The organism is Pseudonocardia sp. Ae150A_Ps1, from assembly GCF_001932315.1.
Lineage (GTDB): Bacteria > Actinomycetota > Actinomycetes > Mycobacteriales > Pseudonocardiaceae > Pseudonocardia.
Genome location: NZ_MCIJ01000001.1, coordinates 4,469,762 through 4,487,896 on the forward strand (window position 1 = coordinate 4,469,762; position 18,135 = coordinate 4,487,896).

The following is an 18,135-nucleotide window of genomic DNA, read 5'->3' on the forward strand; positions in this document are numbered from 1 at the left end:
GGGCCAACACGGCCGGACGGCGTTCCCGCGCACCCGGCCATAAACCATAAGACATTAGTTTTAGTATGCCCGGGCGCGTGCCGGACGCGGAAGCACCGCGGCGTGGCATACCGTGAGACATACAACGTTGATTGTCATATATTCTGCCGGATACCGTCCGCTCGCCGGACGCGACGCAGCGCCCCCGGGCGCGGAATGGAGACCGGTTCGTGTCGAACGATCTCGCCAACGCCGTCGATCGCAGCACCTTCTTCGTCGGCGGTGACTGGGTCCCGCCCGCGGGGACGGAGCGGGTCGACGTCCTGGAGGCCGCCACCGGTACCGCCTTCGGCAGCGCGGCCCTGGCCGGCCCGGCCGACGTCGACGCCGCGGGCGACGCCCTGCAGGGCCCCTGGGGAGCGACGACCGGCGCCGAGCGCGCGACCGTCATGCGCCGGCTGGCGGCCGCGCTGAAGACCCGCGCGAAGGACGCCGCCGCGCTCGTCAGCCGCGAGAACGGGATGCCCCGCTCGCTGTCGATCGGCGCCAACGGGTTCAGCCCGCCGCTGATGCTCGACTACTACGCGGGCCTCGCCGAGGGCCTCGACGCCGACGACGTCCGCTCCGGCATGCTGGCCCGGGTGCGGGTCCGCCGTGGCCCGGTCGGCGTCGTCGCCGCGGTGACGCCGTGGAACTACCCGCAGGCGCTCGCCGCGATGAAGATCGCCCCGGCGCTCGCCGCCGGCTGCACGGTGGTGCTCAAGGCCGCCCCCGAGACCGCGCTCGACGCCTACGTCTGGGCCGACGCGGCCCTGGAGGCGGGGCTCCCGCCGGGCGTGCTGAACATCGTCCCCGGCGGCCGGGAGGCGGGGGCGCACCTCGTCGCGCACCCGGGCGTCGACAAGGTCGCCTTCACCGGGTCCACCACGGCCGGGCGGGCGATCGGCGAGGTCTGCGGCCGGCTGCTCCGCCCCGTCACCCTCGAGCTCGGCGGCAAGTCGGCCGCCCTGCTCGCCGAGGACGCCGACCTCGACGCGTTCCTCACCGCGCTGCCCGAGGTCTCGCTGGCCAACAACGGCCAGACCTGCCACGCGTGCACCCGCATCCTTGCGCCGCGCGGCCGCTACGACGAGATCGTCGACGCGATCACCGACACCGTCCGGTCCCTGCCGGTCGGTGACCCCCTCGACAAGCAGACCCGGATCGGCCCGCTGGTCAGCGCGGCGCAGCGGGACTGGGTACTCGGCCTGGTCACCGCGGGCCGGGACGCGGGGGGCCGGGTGACCACCGGCGGCGCCGTCCCGGCGGGGCAGGAGCGGGGCTGGTTCGTCGAACCCACCGTGTTCGCCGGCGTCGACAACGACAGCGCGATCGCCCGCGAGGAGGTCTTCGGCCCCGTGCTGTGCGTCCTGCCCTACGACGACACCGACGACGCGGTCCGGATCGCCAACGACTCGGAGTACGGACTCGGCGGCACCGTGTGGACCACCGACCTCGACCGGGGGCAGGCGATCGCCGACCGGATCCGGTCCGGCACCGTCGGCATCAACCACTACGCGCTCGACGTCCTCGGGCCGTTCGGCGGGGTCAAGGCCAGCGGCCTCGGCCGCGAGCTCGGGCCGGAGGGCCTCGCCCCCTACGTCGACCTCAAGTCCGTCTACCTGACCCCGGAGTCCCGATGACCAGCAGTGCCACCCCGGCCGAGACCCCCGACGAGCCGGCCGCGACCTACGAGCGGCGCGGCCACGTCGGCCTGATCACCCTGAACCGGCCGCGCGCGATGAACGCGGTGAACTCCGCGCTGTCCGTCGCGGCCGGTGACGCGCTCGCCGCCGCCGGCGCCGACGACGAGGTGCGCGTCGTGGTGATCACCGGCGCCGGCCGGGGCTTCTGCGCGGGCGCGGACCTCAAGGAGGTCGCCCGCGGCAACCGGATCGACGACCGGGACCACCCGGAGCGGGGGTTCGCCGGGCTCGCCCGGCACTGGGTGGACAAGCCGACCGTCGCGGCCGTCAACGGCTTCGCGCTCGGCGGTGGCACCGAGATCGTCCTGGCCTGCGACGTCGCCGTGATCGACGAGACCGCCTCCCTGGGGCTGCCCGAGGTGAAGCGCGGCCTGATGGCGGCGGCGGGCGGGGTGATCCGGCTGGCCCGGCAGATCCCGCAGAAGGTCGCGCTGGAGGCCGCGCTGACCGGGGAGCCGATCCCCGCCGACCGCGCGCACGAGCTCGGGCTGGTCAACCGGGTCGCCCCCGAGGGCACCGCCCTCGACGTCGCTCTCGGCCTCGCCGGCGTGATCGCGGAGAACGCCCCGCTGTCGGTGCAGTACAGCAAGCAGGTCGTGCACCGCTCCCGCGACGCCGGCTCCGACTGGGACGACCCGGCCTGGACCCTCAGCGACGACGCGATGAAGGTCGTGTTCGCCAGCCGGGACGCCCGGGAGGGCCCGACCGCGTTCGCCGAGAAGCGTGCTCCCCGTTGGGAGGGGCGCTAGATGACGGGTGCGGCGATCGCCGGTCTCGGCACGACCGCGATGGGCAAGGTGTACGGCCGGTCCTCGACCTCGCTGGCGGCCGAGGCGGTGCGCGGCGCCGTCGCCGACGCGGGCCTGGCGCTCACCGATCTCGACGGGCTGCTCGTCAGCTCCGGGATCAAGCAGGACGTCGGGGTCGGGCTCGCCGCCGTCCTCGGTCTGCAGGACCTGTCGGTGCTGAACCAGGTGAACGCGTTCGGCGCGACGGCGGGTGTGATGGTCGCCCAGGCCGCGCAGGCCGTCGCCGCGGGCACGGCGACCACCGTCGCGTGCGTGTTCGCGGACAGCCCGCTGAAGCCCAAGGAGTCCGCGGGCTCGACCTACGGCGCCCCGCAGCGCAGCGGCCGGGGCCGGCCCGTGCGCGGCTACGCCGGGTGGTCGGTGGCCTCGGGCGCGACCAACCCGAACATCCTCTACGCGATGTGCGCGCGCCGGCACATGGAGCGCTACGGCACCACCTCCGAGCAGCTCGGCGAGATCGCCGTCGCGCAGCGGTCGTGGGCGACGCGCAACCCGCTGGCCCAGATGCGGGAGCCGATCACCCTCGCCGACCACCAGGAGTCGCGGTGGATCGCCGATCCGCTGCACCTGCTGGACTGCTGCCTGGTGAGCAACGGCGCCGTCGCGGTCGTCGTGACCTCGGCGGAGCGCGCGGCCGGGCTCGCGCGGCCCGCGGTACACGTCTGGGGGTACGGCCAGGCCCACGCCCCGCGGCGGATGCAGGCGGGCTCCGACTGGGGTCTCGTCACCCCGGCCGCCCGTTCCGGGCCGCAGGCCCTCCGGATGGCCGGCGTCGGGGTCGGCGACGTCGACGTCGCCGAGATCTACGACTGCTACACCTACACGGTGCTCGTGACCCTCGAGGACTACGGGTTCTGCGCCAAGGGTGAGGGCGGTGCGTTCGTCGCCGACGGGCGCCTCGCCCCCGGTGGCACGCTGGCCTGCAACACCGGCGGCGGCCAGCTGTCATCGTACTACATGTGGGGCTTCACGCCGCTGTCCGAGGCCGTGATCCAGGCGCGGGCCGACGGCGGGGACCGCCAGGCGCCCCGGAACGACGTCGTGCTGGTCAGCGGCAACGGCGGGATCCTCGAGCACCACTCCACGCTGGTGCTCAGCCCGCACGAGAGGAGCGGACGGTGACCGGCTTCCCCCAGGTCGAGCGGGACGACACGAGCGCCGCGTTCTACGACGCGGCGGCCCGCGAGGAGCTGCTGATGCAGCGCGGCCCGTCCGGCACGGTGCTGCCCCCCGAGGCCAGGACCGACCCCGCGAGCGGATCGGCCGACCTCGAGCCGGTGACCGTCTCCGGCGACGGCGTCCTGGTCAGCTGGGCGGTGGTGCACCGCGCCCCGCTCCCGGCCCTGGCCGACGCCGTGCCCTACGTCAGTGCGGTCGTGGAGCTGGCGGAGGGGCCGTGGATCATCGTGCGCCTGGTCGGCGACACCCGCTCGCTCAGCGCCGGTGACCCGGTGCGGGCACGGTTCGTCCGCTCGGGGGCTCCCGAGGACCCCGGCGAGGTGTTGCCGGTGTTCGAGCCGGTCGCGACCGGTGTGACCAGCTAACATCGACGGGGTTTTCGACAGGGAGGGGCCGGACGTGGCACGAGGGCGAGGGCCGTTCGCGGGCGGGCCGGAGCAGGCCCGGCGCCAGCTGGTGGTGGCCGCGGAGGAGTGCTTTCTGGACTTCGGTGTGCGGCGTACGACGATGGACGACGTCGCGCGCCGGGCGGGCGTCTCGCGCCCGACCGTCTACCGCTACTTCTCCGACCGGGACGCGCTCGTCGTCGAGGTCGTCACGCGCCGCGCACGGATCTTCGGGGTCCGGGCGCGGGAGTACATCTCCGGGCGCCCCGACTTCCCGTCGAAGATCGTCGACGGGCTCGGCTACCTGGTGCGCGGCGGGCGGCGGGACCCGATCCTGAGCGCGTTGCTCCAGCCGGACAACCTGTCCGCCACCAGCGGGATCCTCACCGCGGGGAAGATCGCCGAGCGGCTGTCCTTCGAGGTGTGGGAGCCGATCCTGATCGCCGCCCAGGAGGCGGGGGAGATGCGGCCCGAGATCAACCCGCAGGAGCTCTGCGGCGTGATGGCCGACCTGGAGCTCATGATGATCGGGCGGCAGGACCTGCTCGACCCGGACGGGCCGGGCGTGCGCGAGCTCGTCGGCGACTTCCTGCTGCCGGCGCTCGCGGCCTGACGCCGGTGCCCGGCCGCCGGCTCAGCCGGCTGCCGGCACCGGGACCGTGCCGTAGGTGCCGGCGCGGTGCAGGGCCGGCGCGACGAAGGTCTGCATGAGGGAGCGCTGCGCCTCGTCGGTGCTGCCGGGCCGGTTGGTGCGGCTGAGCACCACGAGCTCGATGTAGGTCAGCCAGGTGCAGAACGCCGTCACGTCGAGATCGGCGCGCACCTCGCCCGCGTCCTTCGCGTCCTGCACGATCGGGCCCCAGAGCTCCGCGGACAGGGTCACCGGCAGCCGGGACGCCTCGGGGTGGGCCTGCATGCCCTCCATGAACTCCAGGCTGACCAGTTGCTGGAGCATGGGATCGCGGCTGCCGGCGTCGACCAGGAAGATCATGCCGTCGACGAGCTTGTCGTCGATCCGCGCACGGGTGTCGATGAAGCGGCGGGCCCGCTCCAGCAGGTCACGGGCGCGGGACAGCAGGACGCCGAGCACCAGGTCGTCGCGGTTGGCGTAGTGCCGGTAGACGGTGGGCCGTGACACCCCCGCCTCGCGCGCGATGTCGTCCATCGTCGTCTTGGTGATACCCAGACGCAGGTAACAGGCCTCTGCGGCGAGCAGGATCGCCGTCGCGGGGTCGGACACCCGTGTCCGGGCGGCCCGGGGCCGACCGCCACCGGAGCTCTTCGACATGGCACCTCTTCTCGAAGCTCGACCGCAGGGTACCCCGCCGCCGGACGCACCGATGATCGATCGTTGGGCCGGACGGCGCAACGGCCGCCGTGACACGTGACCCCCGCGCGCGGGCGCCTGGTGCGTGTCCCGCCCGTCCATGGTGCCATGTGATACGAAAAACATGGAGTGTCCGGTGTAGTGATCTCGGGCGCGGAGGTAGCCTCTCCTCTTATCTATCTTCTTTAGATTTCCGGGTGAGTGGCCGCGACGACGCGGCCGGGACCGAAGGGGCGCACTGCGTGAGCGGTACGAGCATCCAGCACGACGGCCTCCCGCTGGCAGGGCTGCGGATCATCGACCTGGCCGACGGGGCGGCCGAGGGCTGCGGACGTTACCTCGCCGACCTCGGCGCCGACGTCCTGCGGGTCGAGCCGGCGGGCGGTTCGCCCGGGCGGGCCGACCGGCTCGGGTTCGCACTGCGCAACGCGAACAAGCGCAGCACCGTCCTCGACCTCGCGTCCGGCGCGGGACGGCAGCGGCTGCTGGAGGAGGCCCGCCACGCGGACGTCCTCGTCGAGTCGTTCACCCACGACGAGGCCGCCGCGCTCGGTCTCACCCCGGACGACCTCGCCGCCGTCAACCCGGAGCTGGTCGTCGTCTCGGTGACCGGGTTCGGCCGCACCGGGCCGTACCGCGACCGGGTGGCGACCGAGGACGTGCTGGCCGCCGCCGGCGGCGTCCTGTGCCGGTCGGGCCGGCCGGGCGGGACCCCGCTGCTGCCGCCCGCCGGGCTCGTCGACCAGCTCGTCGCCGTGCACGCCGCGTGGGCGACGCTGGTCGCCTACGTGAAGCGGCTGCGCACGGGGGTGGGCGAGCACGTCGACGTGTCCGCGCTCGAGGCCGTCGTGCACGGGTTCGACCCGGCCTTCGGCGCGCAGGGCACGGCCGCGGCCGGCCGCGCCGAGACGTTCCCCCGGGACCGGCCCGACGCGGCCAACTTCTATCCGGTCTTCCCGTGCGCCGACGGGAGCGTGCGGATCTGCCTGCTGGCGGCCCGGCAGTGGCGTGCGATGTTCGCCTGGCTCGGCGAGCCGGAGGAGTTCGCCGATCCGCGGTTCGACGCCATCCCGGCCCGCTTCGCCGCCTCGGACCGCCTCAATCCGCTGATCGCCGAGCTCTTCGCCGGATCGACGCGCGATGAGCTCGTCGCCGAGGGCGCCGCCCGCGGCATCCCGGTCGTGGGCATGCTGAGCCCGGACGAGGTGCTCGGGGTGGAGCACTTCCGGGAGACCGGCTCGCTGGTGGAGACCGAGCTCGCCGACGGCCTCCGGGCCCTCGTGCCGTCCGGCTACGTGACCGTCGACGGCGTCCGGTCGGGCCTGCGCACCCCGGCCCCGGGCCCGGGGACCGACGCCGGTGGGTTCGGCGAGGCGCCGCCCCGGGACCTCGGCCTGCCTCCGCTGCCGGCCGGCGCCGGACCGCTCACCGGGGTCCGGGTGCTCGACCTCGGGATCATCGTCTTCGGTGCCGAGCTGGGCCGGGTGTTCGCGGACCAGGGCGCGGACGTGATCAAGGTCGAGAACAGCGCCTACCCCGACGGTCTGCGCCAGACCCGCAAGGGCGGCGGGATGAACCCCTCGTTCGCCTGGGGGCAGCGCAACAAGCGGGGCCTCGGGCTCGACCTGCGCAGCCCCGAGGGCGGCAGGCTCTTCCGGGAGCTGGTCGCCACGGCGGACGTCGTCCTGGCCAACTTCAAGCCGGGCACGCTCGAGTCGCTCGGCTTCTCCCGGGCCGAGCTCGCCGCCGTCAATCCGCGGATCGTCGTCTCCGACAGCAGCGCGTTCGGCGCACGCGGGCCCTGGCGGAAGCGGATGGGGTACGGGCCGCTCGTGCGGGCCTCCTGCGGGCTCTCGGCGCTCTGGCGGGACCCCGCGGCGGATCCCGCGGACCCGGCCGCGTTCTGCGACGGGTCGACCGTCTATCCCGACCACGTGGCCGCGCACGTCACCGCGGTCGCGGTGCTCGCCGCGGTGATCGGGCGGGCCCGCACCGGCCGGGGCGGCGCCGTCGACACGGCCCAGGCCGACGCGGCGCTCGTCGCGCTGGGCCCGGTCCTGGCACGGTCGTCGCTGCGGCCCGGGACGGAGTCGGCGGAGGGGAACGCGCGACGCGGTGCGGCACCCTCCGGCGTCTTCCCCTGTGCGGGTGACGACGAGTGGTGCGTGATCACCGTCCGTGACGACGAGACCTGGCCTCGGCTCGCGTCCGCGACCGGTCTGCCCGACGATCCGGACCTCCGGACCGCCGAGGGGCGGCTGGCGCGGCGCGGGGAGATAGAGGAGGCCCTCGCCCGGTGGACCGCCGGGCACTCCCCGGACAAGGTCGCCGAGATCCTGCAGGGGGTCGGCGTGCCCGCGGCCGGGATGCTGCGGCTGCCCGACGAGCTGGCGGATCCGCAGCTCGTCGCCCGCGACGCGTTCCACACGCTCGAGCACGAGCAGCTGTCCGCCGCGGTCCCGACCGGTGCCCGGATCGCCCGGTTCTCCACCGTGCCGGACCCGCAGCTGCGCCCGGCCCCGATGCCCGGGGAGCACACCCGCCGGATCTGTGCCGAGGTGCTCGGCCTGCCGGATCCGGTCGTCGACGAGCTCGTCGAGGCGGGGGTCCTGCAGGTCCACGACCCCGGCTCGGCGAACGGGTGAGGTTCCACCCGACCCGGGGTCGACGCCGTCACCCGCATTAGCTACGTTACCGCGAGACGATATTCGTCGTTTGTCATGTTGCGTGTCACCGGCGACCGAACAGGAGCGACCCATGACCACCACCCAGGCCGACCTCACCCCCGAGCTCGTCGTGGACTTCGACATCTACGACCCGTCCGTCACGATGCCGGTCGATCGGATGCAGGAGAAGGCGGCCGAACTGGCCGCCATCGGGCCGATCGTGTGGTCGACGACCCACGGCGGCCACTGGCTCGTCACGTCGTACGAGCACGTCCACGCGATCCTGCGGGACCCGGAGACCTTCTCCAGCCACCCGAACAACCTGGTCGACGCCGGGCAGGGCAAGTTCCTGCCGATCGAGCTCGACCCGCCGGAGCACACCTCCTACCGGCAGGCGCTGCAGCCGCTGTTCAGTCCCAACCGGATGAAGGTGCTGGAGCCCCGGATCCGCGAGATCGTCATCGAGCTGATCACCTCCTTCCAGGCCGACGGGAAGGTCGAGTTCGTCGAGAAGTTCGCGCACGAGCTGCCGACCCAGGTGTTCCTGGCCCTGATGGGGTGGCCGCTGGAGGACGCGGCGCTGTTCACCGACGCCACCGAGGTCGCGCTGAACGGGCGTCCGGGCGACACCCCGGAGCAGGCCGCGGAATCGCGCACGAAGGCCGCCTACGAGATGTTCGGCTACTTCATGAAGGTCATCGCCGAGCGCCGGGCCGCCATCGCGTCCGGTGACGCCGCCGCCGAGGACGTCACCAACGCGATCATCAACACCGAGATCACCGACTCGGAGGGTGTGCAGCGCCCGCTCACCGACGACGAGCTCGCCCGGATGTTCTTCCTGCTGCTCATCGCCGGCCTGCACACCACGCAGGGCTCGCTCGCGTGGATGATGCTGCACCTCTCGCAGAACACCGAGGAGCGCGACAAGCTCATCGACGACCCGGCCGCGGTGCCCGCGGCGGTCGAGGAGATCCTGCGCTACGAGGCCGCGATCGCGATGGGCCGCCGTGCGACGACGGACGCCACGATCGGCGACATCACGGTGCGCGCGGGCGACCAGCTGCTCCTGCTGCTGTGCGCCGCGAACCGCGACGAGGGCGAGTTCGACGAGCCCGGCTCGCTCGACGTCGAGCGCACGCCGAACCGGCACCTCACCTTCGGCTCGGGCCCGCACCGCTGCATCGGGTCCCACCTGGCCCGGCTGATGCTGAAGATCGCGGCGGAGGAGCTGCACCAGCGGATCCCGGACTACCGGCTCGACCCGGAGGACCCGCCCGTCGTCCTGCCGAGCCAGGTCCGCGGGTTCGCGCGACTGTCGCTGCTGTTCACCCCGGTGGGCTGACAGCGGCCGGAGACGTGAGGCCGGACCGGGCGCACCCCCGACCGGAGAGCACCGACGTACCCCGGTCGGGTGGGTTCCCGGGCGCCCGGTCCGGTCTCCGTGTGCGGTCCGGCACGCCGCCGGGCACACGAGACGGACGGGCAGGACCGCACGGCATCGAGGAGCACGAGGAGAGCGACATGGAACAGCACCTCACGGTGGACCGGAAGGCCTGTGCCGGGCACGGGCTCTGCTACGGAGCGGCACCGGACCTCGTCGACTGCGACGAGCAGGGCGACCCGGTCGTCCTGGCCGACCCGGTCCCGGAGGCACAGGTCGGCGAGGCCCGGCGGGTCGTGGACATGTGCCCGGAGCGGGCACTGGCCCTGGAGCAGACGCAGCCGGTCTGACCGGCGGCGGCACCGGGCGTGGGAAGGAAGGTCATCGAGGTGGGTAGGTCCGATCCGGCATCCGTGCACGACATCGACATGGAGGTCGCGGACCGGGAGACGGTCGCCGACGGCGTCGTGCGGCTGACGCTGCGCGGCGCGGACGGGCGGCCGCTCCCGGAGTGGGAACCGGGTGCACACCTGGACCTGCACCTCGGCGACGACCTGGTCCGGCAGTACTCGCTGTGCGGCGATCCCGGTGACCGCGAGGCGTACCAGGTGGCGGTGCTGCGGGAGCAGCCCGGCCGGGGCGGCTCGGCGCACGTCCACGACGTGCTGGAGACCGGCACCGCGCTGCGGGTCCGCGGGCCGCGGAACAACTTCGCGCTGGCCGAGGCGCAGCGCTACCTCTTCGTCGCGGGCGGGATCGGCATCACGCCCGTCGTCCCGATGATCGCGGCCGCCGAGAAGGCCGGCGCCGAGTGGCGGCTGGTGTACGGCGGCCGCTCCCGCGCCTCGATGGCCTTCGTCGACGAGCTGGTCGAGCGGTACGGCGACCGGGTCGAGGTCGTCCCGCAGGACGAGCGCGGCCTGCTCGACCTCGACGGGCTCCTCGGTACCCCGCAGGACGACTTGCTCGTGTACTGCTGCGGGCCGGAGCCGCTGCTCGCCGCGGTCGAGGAGCGGTGCGCGTCGTGGCCGGGTGGCGCGCTGCACCTGGAGCGCTTCTCCCCGAAGGAGGTCGCCGAGCCCGCCTCGGGCGACTCGTTCGAGGTCGAGTTCGCCGGCTCCGGGGTGACCGTGACCGTGCCGCCGGGGGTCAGCATCGTCGACGCCGCCGCCGAGGCCGGCGTCGAGATCGAGACCTCGTGCCGGGAGGGCACCTGCGGGACCTGCGAGTCTGAGGTGATCGAGGGCGTCCCGGAGCACCGGGACTCCCTGCTGACCCCGGACGAGCAGGCGGCGAACGACGTGATGTTCCCCTGCGTCTCGCGGTGCCTGTCCGGACGGCTCGTGATCGATCGCTGAGCGGACGCCGAACTGCACGGTCGGGACTCCCGTGCTAAACCTTAAGGCTATAGAATAAGTCCGACCAGTTCTCGATCCGCGACGTCACCGGTCGCGGGAGCAGGAGGCGGCAGTGTCCACTGACCAGACCGCGGCGAGTGCCCAGCAGACGGACGAGCTCGCCGCCCGCAACGACCGGATCCGGCGCGCTCTCGACCACATCCGCAACGACAGCACGGATGAGTACGACGGCATCGCCTCGTTCACGGCCGAGGAGTTCACCGACCCGGAGATCGCCCGCCGGGAGCGGGACGCGGTGTTCGGCCGGGTCCCCTCGATCGTGTGCCACGGCAGCGAGATCCCGAAGCCGAACGACTTCATGACGCTGCAGATGCCGCGCAACAACGTGATCATCGTGCGGCAGAAGGACCACTCGGTGAAGGCGTTCGTCAACCTCTGCCGGCACCGCGGTGCGCTGCTGGAGGAGCAGGAGAAGGGCCGCTGCCGGCTGTTCTCCTGCGGCTACCACCGGTGGTCCTACGACACCGACGGCTCGCTGCGCGCGATCACCCGCGACAACACCTTCGGCGAGATCGACCGGTCGCAGTACGGGCTGATCGAGCTGCCCGCCGAGGAGCGCCACGGCTTCGTCTGGATGGTCGACGACGCGGACGCCGAGATCGACGTCGCGTCGTGGCTGGGTGCCGAGATGGACGGCATCCTCGCCGGCTACGACATGGACGAGCTCGTCTCGGCACAGGCCGAGGGCTTCGACGAGCCGGTCAACTGGAAGATCATGCAGGACGCGTTCCTGGACGGTTACCACATCCAGTACGCGCACCCGAACACCGCGGCCAAGCACATCCACACCAACGTGATGGCGGCCGAGGACTTCGGGCGGCACGCGCGGTTCATCGCGCCGCGCAAGACGATCGACAAGTACCTCGAGGAGCCCCCGGCCCCGGACGAGGACCTGTCGCCCTACGTCACCGAGACGCACTTCCTGCTGCCGAACAGCACCCTGCTGCGCCAGCCCGACCACTTCGAGCTGCTCACCTTCCGCCCGCACCCGACCGACCCCGGCCGCTGCCGGATGGAGATGCGGCTGGTCGTGCCGAAGGTCGAGGACTCGGGCATGGACTCCGAGCGCTGGACCAAGATCTGGGAGAAGAACTGGAAGATCCTCCTCGCGGTGCTGCACCAGGAGGACTTCCCGCTGCTGCGCAGCTCCCAGCAGGGCATGGGCAGCGCCAACGCCGGCGGCATGCTGCTCGGCCGCAACGAGGTCATCAACCAGATCTTCCACCGCGAGCTCCGGAAGCTGGTCTCGTGATCGATTTCGAGTGGTACCGGCCCGGCGGGCCCGGCTTCGAGCCGGACGTCGAGGCGGAGCTGCGGGAGATGCTGGCCGAGGCGTCGGAGACCGACGCCGAGGCCGGCTTCCCCCGGCTCTCGCTCGACGACCCGATCGAGCCGGGGACGTCGCACCTGCTGGTGTGGCTCCTCCCGGACGAGCGCTCCGGGCGGAACGTCCCGCTGGTGCCGAGCCTCGCCGGGTTCCTCCGGGTCGAGCCGCTGCGGGACGAGGACGCGGGGACCGCCGAGGTCTCCTACCTCGTCCGGCCGGACTACCGGTCCCGCGGCATCACCACGCTGCTGATCGAGAAGATCGGCCTGGAGCTCGGCACCCCCGACGGCTGGCAGGGCACCGGCGTGTCCGGCCTGCGGGTCTGGGCCCGGGCGAACCACCCGGCCGCGCTGCGCATGTCGCTGCGGTTCCGCCGCTACGGGATCCGCACCGTGCTGCGCGAGTGGCAGATGCTCGCACCGGTGCGGATCGGCCGGGACGTCGACCCGGGCGCCGAGCCCGGGCGTCCCGCGGTCCGGCAGGCCGCCGGCGCGGCGGAGCGCGAGGCGGCCGCGGCGCTGTGGACGGCGAGCGGGCGCAGGCACGAGCCCCCGGCGGACACGGTCCTGCTCGTCAGCGGATCCGCGGAGCGGCCCGACGGCGCCGTCTGGGTCGACCCCGAGTCCGGCGAGCCGACGGAGTACGGCACGGCGGGACGCCTCGTCGCCGTCGTCACCCGGGACCCGGACCGGGACCGCGAGGAGGACCCGCTCGTGCGGTCCCTGCTGGTGGCAGGGCTGGAGTACCTGCGTGACGCGGGGCTCCGGGTCGGCGCCACCACGATCGACTCGGAGGACCGGCCGCTCGTGCACGAGGCCCGGACCCTCGGTTTCGTCCACGACCAGACCGACGTCCAGTACACCGTGCACAACCGGACCACCGAACCGTTGCCGGCCGTCCGGTGATGGCCGGAATGGAGCAGAGATGACCGAGGTGCGGTTCCCCGACGTCCCCGCGGACCTGGCCGACGTGGTCGTGCGCCACGGCCGGGCCGTGGCGGCGGGCGAGAACGAGACCGTCCTGGCGGACTTCCGTCCCGACCGGGTCGGCCAGCTCCTGGCGTCCGCCCGGCCGCCGGACCGCATGAACGCCTCCGAGGTCGTGGCGATCGAGCCCGGCCCCGGCCCGCTCTACAGCGCGTACATCCGGTACAGCGGCGCGGGCGGCGACGAGGCCGTGTTCCGGTCGCGGTGGATCGACATCGACGGCACGTGGCTGGTCACCCAGGTCCGCAACGTGCCGGACACCCCGCCGCGGACGCCGTTCGCGGAGCCGACCGACGACGGGTCCGACACCCCGCACTGGGAGGGCCTGCGCCGGGGGGAGCTGCGGATCCAGCACTGCCCCCGGTGCGACGAGTGGATCTGGTCGCCCCGGCCGATCTGCCCGTCGTGCCACCACGACGAGCTGGAGTGGCCGTCGGTGGACCCGGCCGGGACCGTCTACGCGTGGACCCGCACCTGGCAGCCGTTCCACCCCTCGGTCTCCGGGCACCTGCCCTACGTGGTCGTGACCGTGGAGCTGCCCGCGGCGGGGAACCGTCGCGTGGTCGGCGTGCTGCTCGACGGCGACGGCGCCGACGTCCGGATCGGGCAGCAGGTGAAGGCGGAGTTCGACGACGCCGCGGACGCGGCGGACTACCCGCTGCTCCGCTGGCGCCTGTCCTGAGGAACGGAGTGACATGACCACACCCGACCGGTCCTTCCGGGGGGCCACCGCGGTGGTGGGGGCGGCCAACACCCCCTTCCTGAAGCGCGGGACCGCGACGTCGTCGTCGCTGCAGCTGACGCTGCGGGCGATCCTCGACGCGGCCGCCGACGCGGGCCTCGACGCCCACGACATCGACGGCTTCGTCTCCTACGCGAACGACGACAACGAGGGCCTGGCCGTCGGTGCGGCGCTCGGCGTGAAGGAGGTCCGCTGGTCCAGCATGGTCTGGGGCGGCGGTGGCGGCGGGGTGGCCGCCGCGGTGAACGCCGCGGCCGCGGCCGTCGTCGCGGGACAGGCCGAGACGGTCTGCGTCTACCGCGGCATCTCCGAGGCCGACGCGGGCCGGCAGAGCTACAGCAAGGGCCACATCGGGCCCCTCTACGGTGCGCACGGGGTCTTCGCGCCCGCCCAGATCTGCGCCCTGCGGACCCAGCGGATGATCGAGGTCGACGGCGTCCCCCGTGAGGCGCTCGGCGCGCTCGTCGCCGCCGCGTACCACCACGCGCAGAACAACCCGGAGGCAGTGGCGTACGGGAAGCCGCTGGACCCCGACGTGTACGACGACGCCCGGATCATCTCCGAGCCGCTGCGCCTCTACGACTGCTCCCGCGAGAACGACGCCGCCGGTGCCGTCATCGTCACCAGCGCCGCGCGGGCCCGCGCGCTCCGGCAGGAGCCGGCCTACCTGCTCTCCGGGGTGCAGGGCTCCGGCTCGTCCTGGACCGAGTCGGTCGAGAACGAGAGCCCGTACAGCAGCGCGGGCTTCCACCCGGCGCTGGTCGCCCGGCTCTGGGAGGGCGCGGGGATCAAGCCGGGCGAGGTCGATGTCACCCAGGTCTACGAGAACTTCTCCGGGCCCGCCGTCGCGTCGCTGATCGACGTCGGGCTGGTCCCGCCGGGTGCCGAGGCCGGCCGGGTGATGCGGTTCGAGAACCTGATCGCCCCGGACGGCGGCCTGCCGCTCAACACCGCCGGCGGCAACATCGCGGAGGGGTTCGTGCACGGCTTCGGCCTGATCGTCGAGGCCGTCCGCCAGATCCGCGGGACCTCGCCCAACCCGGTTCCCGGTGCGGCCGTCTCGCTGCTGCTCGGTGGCCCGATGGCCCCGCTGGTCAGCGCCACCGTGTTCGGGGCCGGGTCGACGCTCTAGGTCCCGCTGCCCGTCCGGGGTCCCTCAGGAGGCCTCGGACGGCCGGAGGTCGGCGACGGTCCGACCGGCCAGACCGTCCGGGGGCGGGGCGTCGGCCGGGACGTACGGCGCCGCCCCGCGCAGGAAGCTGCGGACGGTCTCGGCGAAGACCTCCTCGGTGCTCATCCGGTTCTGCGCGACCGCGTTCGCGAGCGTCGGCTCGGACTCCGGGTCGGCGGTGCCGAAGAGCTCGCCCGCCTCGTCCGGGTCCTTCGCGGCCTCGGCGATCGCGGCGCCGAGCGTCAGCTTGTCCAGCCCGTCGAGGAGCAGGACGCACTGGTCGGCCGGGACGCCCACGGCGGTCAGGAAGCGGGCGCTCTGCTCGTAGGTGCGGATCAGCACGTCGCGGGGCATGAACCGGAGCAGCACCGGTGCGGCGTTGCGGTGCTGCAGCACGGCGTGCCGGAAGTTGAGGCTGAGCGCGACGAACCACTCGATCCAGTTCGGGGTCGTCCGGGAGTCGGGCATCCGGGTCTCCACCACGATGGCGCGGGCGACGCCCCGCAGGATCTCGGCCTTGTCCGCGAAGTGGTGGTAGAGCGACGGCGCGCGCACGTTGAGCGCACGGGCCAGCCGGGGCAGGCTGAACGCCTCCAGACCTTCCGCGTCGATGATCTCCAGCGACGTCGAGATCACCGAGTCGTACCTGATCAGAGGGCTGGCCGGACGTGGCATACGGTCATTATCACCGTCCCCGCGGCGCTCGCGGGGGTGGCTCGCCGCACAGCCGCGCCCCGTGCAGGGGGTCAGGAGCCGCGGGGCGCCGGTTCGACGCGGACGGGGACGGCGTTCATCTGGACGGTGCCCGACAGCGGGTCGAGCACCGAGCCGTCGGTGAGGGTGTTGCTGTTGACCCCCGGCTGCCGCGCCGCGACGTGGAGCCGGGCGTGGTCGTCGTCGTGACCCCAGCCGTGCGGCAGTGAGCACACGCCGTCCGGCACCTCGTCGGTGAGCCGCACCGGGACCCGGATCCGCCCGGCGGCCGAGCCGACCGAGACCGTCCCGCCGTCGTCGATGCCGAGCTCGTGGGCGTCGCCGGGGGAGACGTAGAGCATCGCGCGCTCCGGGCCCCGTGCGAGCCGGTCCACGTTGTGCAGCCAGGAGTTCTTCGACCGCAGGTCACGACGCCCGATCAGCAGCAGCGTCCCGGGCTCGGCCACCGGGGCGTCGACGCCGGCGAGCGCGTCGAGCACCTTCGCCGGTGCGAGCTCGATCGTGCCGGAGGGGGTGCGGATCACCTCGTCGAGCCGGGGCCCAGCGGACCGAGGTCGATCCCGTGCGGAGAGCCGAGCAGCCGGGCCAGCGTGAGCCCGCCCGGTACGCGGCCGAAGTGGTCGCCGTAGGGGCCGGACCGGATGCGCAGGTCGAGCAGCCTGCGCGGTCCCCGCTCCGGGAAGTCGGTGACGATCCCGTCCTCGCCGGTGTCGAGCCCGCGCGCGACCGAGGCCCGCAGCGACGCGGCGATCTCGTCGTCGACGAGCCCGGGGTCGGCGCCGGGGCCGCGGCCCTCGTAGATCGCGCAGAGCCGCAGCAGGATCTCCCACTCCGGGATCATCCCGTCGGGCACCGGCCGGGCGGGCCGGGAGAACCGCGCGAAGTTCCGCTGCGCGAACTGGTAGAGCACCAGGTCGAAGTGGTCGCGGGTGAGCGAGCCCGGCGGCGGGAGGATCACGTCGGCGTACCGGGTGGTCTCGTTGAGATAGGGGTCGACGCAGACGAGCGCGTCGAGGTCGGCGAGGGCCCGCTGCATGCTCGTCGAGTCCGGCATGGACCGGGCGAGGTTGCCGCCGTAGACCACCATCCCGCGGACACGGCCCGGACCGGGGGTCAGGATCTCCTCCGCCAGCGCGGCGACCGGGAGCTCGCCGAGCACCTCGGGGTGCCCGCTGACCCGGGTGCGGTACCGCCCGGTGGTGAAGGGCCGCGGGGGCCTGGTCGCCCGCCGGGTGGTGGGGGAACCGGTGACGGGACGGGTGAACTGCAGCCCGCCCGGACGGTCGAGGTGACCGCACACGACGTTCAGGACCTGCATCGCCCAGCAGGTGAGGGTGCCGTGCCGGTTGAGCGTGGTGCCGAGCCGCCCGTACACCGCGGCGCGTCCGGTCCCGGCGAGCTCGCGGGCGAGCCGGACGATCGCGTCCGGTGCGATCCCGCAGGCGCGGGCCGCGGCCTCGGGTGTCCAGGGCGCGACCGCGGTGCGGAGCTCCGCGAGTCCGGAGACGCGGCCCTCCGCGGCCCGCAGCCGGACCCGGTCCTCGGTGATCACCACGTGCAGCAGGCCGAGCAGCAGGAACAGGTCGGTGCCCGGCCGCACCCGCAGGTGGTCGTCGGCGACGTCGGCGGTCGCGGTCCGCGCCGGGTCGACGACGACGAGCCGGCCGCCGCGCGCCCGCAGGGCCCGCAGCTTGCCGCGGTAGTCCGGCGAGGCTCCGACGCTGCCGTTGGACACCAGCGGGTTGCCGCCGATGATCACGAGCAGGTCGGTGGTGTCGAGATCTGGCACCGGGATGCTGCTGGGCTCGCCGAACATCAGGGCTGCGGTCACGGTCTGGGGCAGCTGGTCCATGGTGGCCGGCGAGTAGGTCTGGGCACTCCCCAGTGACCGCGCGAGCCTGCCCGCCAGGAGGGTGAAGGCGACGTTGTGGCCGGTCGGGTTGCCGATGTAGGCGGCGACGGTGTCGCGGTCCGTGGCGAGCAGCGGCCCCAGCAGCCGGTCCACCTCGGCGAACGCCTCGTCCCAGGTCGCGGGGCGCAGCTCCCCGTCGCGCCGCACGAGCGGCCGGGTCAACCGGTCGGGGTCGTCGTCGACCGCGCCGAGCGACGCCCCCTTGGGGCAGAGGTAGCCCGCGCTGTAGACGTCGTGGTCGTCGCCGCGGACCGTGACCACGCGGTCGTCGGCGTCGAGGGTGACCGCCAGCCCGCACATCGCCTCGCAGAGCGGGCACCCGCGCGGGACGGTGCGCGGGACGCCCGGTCCCGGGTCGGGGAGCGGGACGGTCGACGGGCGGGTGGACATGGC

Annotated in this window: 17 protein-coding genes; 13 read left to right on the forward strand and 4 right to left on the reverse strand. The window is 73.5% G+C overall.

Annotation, left to right across the window (positions count from 1 at the left end; genetic code table 11):
- The first annotated feature begins 209 nt into the window (after positions 1 to 209).
- From Ae150APs1_RS21025 to Ae150APs1_RS21045, 5 genes are read left to right on the forward strand one after another with little or no spacing between them, the layout of a single operon-like run.
- On the forward strand, positions 210 to 1,661 hold the full coding sequence (locus Ae150APs1_RS21025) for an aldehyde dehydrogenase (RefSeq protein WP_075299807.1): 1,452 nt from the start codon (positions 210 to 212) through the stop codon (positions 1,659 to 1,661).
- Entirely contained in the window at positions 1,658 to 2,473 is an 816-nt protein-coding gene (locus Ae150APs1_RS21030; RefSeq protein ID WP_060722263.1) for a crotonase/enoyl-CoA hydratase family protein, read from the forward strand. The genes Ae150APs1_RS21025 and Ae150APs1_RS21030 overlap by 4 nt, the downstream gene beginning before the upstream one ends.
- Positions 2,474 to 3,655 (forward strand): sterol carrier protein, encoded by a 1,182-nt coding sequence (locus tag Ae150APs1_RS21035; protein ID WP_075299808.1) that lies wholly within the window; start codon positions 2,474 to 2,476, stop codon positions 3,653 to 3,655.
- The gene (locus Ae150APs1_RS21040) at positions 3,652 to 4,077 is read left to right on the forward strand and encodes an OB-fold domain-containing protein (RefSeq protein WP_060573797.1); all 426 of its coding nucleotides are present in this window, start codon (positions 3,652 to 3,654) and stop codon (positions 4,075 to 4,077) included. Before Ae150APs1_RS21035 ends, Ae150APs1_RS21040 begins: the two co-directional genes overlap by 4 nt.
- Positions 4,078 to 4,111: 34 nt before the next feature.
- Positions 4,112 to 4,711, forward strand: coding sequence for a TetR/AcrR family transcriptional regulator (locus Ae150APs1_RS21045; RefSeq protein WP_075299809.1), 600 nt, complete (start codon positions 4,112 to 4,114; stop codon positions 4,709 to 4,711).
- Between the two features lie 21 nt (positions 4,712 to 4,732).
- Here Ae150APs1_RS21045 and Ae150APs1_RS21050 read toward each other — a convergent pair whose 3' ends face one another.
- The gene (locus Ae150APs1_RS21050) at positions 4,733 to 5,386 is read right to left on the reverse strand and encodes a TetR/AcrR family transcriptional regulator (protein WP_170918114.1); all 654 of its coding nucleotides are present in this window, start codon (positions 5,384 to 5,386) and stop codon (positions 4,733 to 4,735) included.
- Positions 5,387 to 5,667: 281 nt separating this feature from the next.
- On the opposite strand from Ae150APs1_RS21050, the gene Ae150APs1_RS21055 reads away from it, so the two are divergent.
- From Ae150APs1_RS21055 to Ae150APs1_RS21090, 8 genes are all read left to right on the forward strand, one after another.
- Entirely contained in the window at positions 5,668 to 8,070 is a 2,403-nt protein-coding gene (locus Ae150APs1_RS21055; protein WP_249266417.1) for a CoA transferase, read from the forward strand.
- Positions 8,071 to 8,182: 112 nt separating this feature from the next.
- A complete protein-coding gene (locus Ae150APs1_RS21060) occupies positions 8,183 to 9,433 on the forward strand; it encodes a cytochrome P450 (RefSeq protein ID WP_075299811.1) in 1,251 nt (416 codons plus the stop codon).
- A gap of 179 nt (positions 9,434 to 9,612) precedes the next feature.
- Entirely contained in the window at positions 9,613 to 9,822 is a 210-nt protein-coding gene (locus Ae150APs1_RS21065; RefSeq protein ID WP_075299812.1) for a ferredoxin, read from the forward strand.
- Positions 9,823 to 9,900: 78 nt separating this feature from the next.
- Positions 9,901 to 10,830, forward strand: coding sequence for a PDR/VanB family oxidoreductase (locus Ae150APs1_RS21070; protein ID WP_060576298.1), 930 nt, complete (start codon positions 9,901 to 9,903; stop codon positions 10,828 to 10,830).
- A gap of 112 nt (positions 10,831 to 10,942) precedes the next feature.
- Positions 10,943 to 12,142, forward strand: a complete 1,200-nt coding sequence (locus tag Ae150APs1_RS21075; protein WP_060573792.1) for an SRPBCC family protein — start codon at positions 10,943 to 10,945, stop codon at positions 12,140 to 12,142.
- On the forward strand, positions 12,139 to 13,122 hold the full coding sequence (locus Ae150APs1_RS21080) for a GNAT family N-acetyltransferase (RefSeq protein WP_060573791.1): 984 nt from the start codon (positions 12,139 to 12,141) through the stop codon (positions 13,120 to 13,122). The genes Ae150APs1_RS21075 and Ae150APs1_RS21080 overlap by 4 nt, the downstream gene beginning before the upstream one ends.
- 19 nt (positions 13,123 to 13,141) lie before the next feature.
- Complete coding sequence (locus Ae150APs1_RS30595; RefSeq protein WP_083680268.1) at positions 13,142 to 13,885, forward strand: zinc ribbon domain-containing protein; 744 nt, start codon at positions 13,142 to 13,144, stop codon at positions 13,883 to 13,885.
- A 13-nt stretch (positions 13,886 to 13,898) separates the two neighbouring features.
- Positions 13,899 to 15,077 carry a transporter gene (locus Ae150APs1_RS21090; protein ID WP_075299814.1) on the forward strand — a complete coding sequence of 393 codons (1,179 nt, stop codon included), beginning with the start codon at positions 13,899 to 13,901 and terminating at the stop codon, positions 15,075 to 15,077.
- 24 nt (positions 15,078 to 15,101) lie between these two features.
- Here Ae150APs1_RS21090 and Ae150APs1_RS21095 read toward each other — a convergent pair whose 3' ends face one another.
- The 3 genes from Ae150APs1_RS21095 to Ae150APs1_RS21100 form a co-directional block, all read right to left on the reverse strand.
- Positions 15,102 to 15,752 (reverse strand): TetR family transcriptional regulator, encoded by a 651-nt coding sequence (locus Ae150APs1_RS21095; RefSeq protein WP_075299816.1) that lies wholly within the window; start codon positions 15,750 to 15,752, stop codon positions 15,102 to 15,104.
- Positions 15,753 to 15,862: 110 nt separating this feature from the next.
- A complete protein-coding gene (locus Ae150APs1_RS34695) occupies positions 15,863 to 16,354 on the reverse strand; it encodes a molybdopterin dinucleotide binding domain-containing protein (protein ID WP_349289890.1) in 492 nt (163 codons plus the stop codon).
- Positions 16,351 to 18,132, reverse strand: a complete 1,782-nt coding sequence (locus Ae150APs1_RS21100) for a molybdopterin-dependent oxidoreductase (RefSeq protein WP_349289891.1) — start codon at positions 18,130 to 18,132, stop codon at positions 16,351 to 16,353. Before Ae150APs1_RS21100 ends, Ae150APs1_RS34695 begins: the two co-directional genes overlap by 4 nt.
- Positions 18,133 to 18,135: the final 3 nt, after the last annotated feature.

Excerpts from the sequence above, each read along its gene's own strand:
- Ae150APs1_RS21030 (WP_060722263.1), top strand. The coding sequence starts at position 1,658 with ATGACCAGCAGTGCCACCCCGGCCGAGACCCCCGACGAGCCGGCCGCG.
- Ae150APs1_RS21035 (WP_075299808.1), top strand. The coding sequence starts at position 2,474 with ATGACGGGTGCGGCGATCGCCGGTCTCGGCACGACCGCGATGGGCAAG.
- Ae150APs1_RS21050 (WP_170918114.1), bottom strand. The coding sequence starts at position 5,386 with ATGTCGAAGAGCTCCGGTGGCGGTCGGCCCCGGGCCGCCCGGACACGG.
- Ae150APs1_RS21060 (WP_075299811.1), top strand. The coding sequence starts at position 8,183 with ATGACCACCACCCAGGCCGACCTCACCCCCGAGCTCGTCGTGGACTTC.
- Ae150APs1_RS21065 (WP_075299812.1), top strand. The coding sequence starts at position 9,613 with ATGGAACAGCACCTCACGGTGGACCGGAAGGCCTGTGCCGGGCACGGG.
- Ae150APs1_RS21070 (WP_060576298.1), top strand. The coding sequence starts at position 9,901 with ATGGAGGTCGCGGACCGGGAGACGGTCGCCGACGGCGTCGTGCGGCTG.
- Ae150APs1_RS30595 (WP_083680268.1), top strand. The coding sequence starts at position 13,142 with ATGACCGAGGTGCGGTTCCCCGACGTCCCCGCGGACCTGGCCGACGTG.
- Ae150APs1_RS21090 (WP_075299814.1), top strand. The coding sequence starts at position 13,899 with ATGACCACACCCGACCGGTCCTTCCGGGGGGCCACCGCGGTGGTGGGG.
- Ae150APs1_RS21100 (WP_349289891.1), bottom strand. The coding sequence starts at position 18,132 with ATGTCCACCCGCCCGTCGACCGTCCCGCTCCCCGACCCGGGACCGGGC.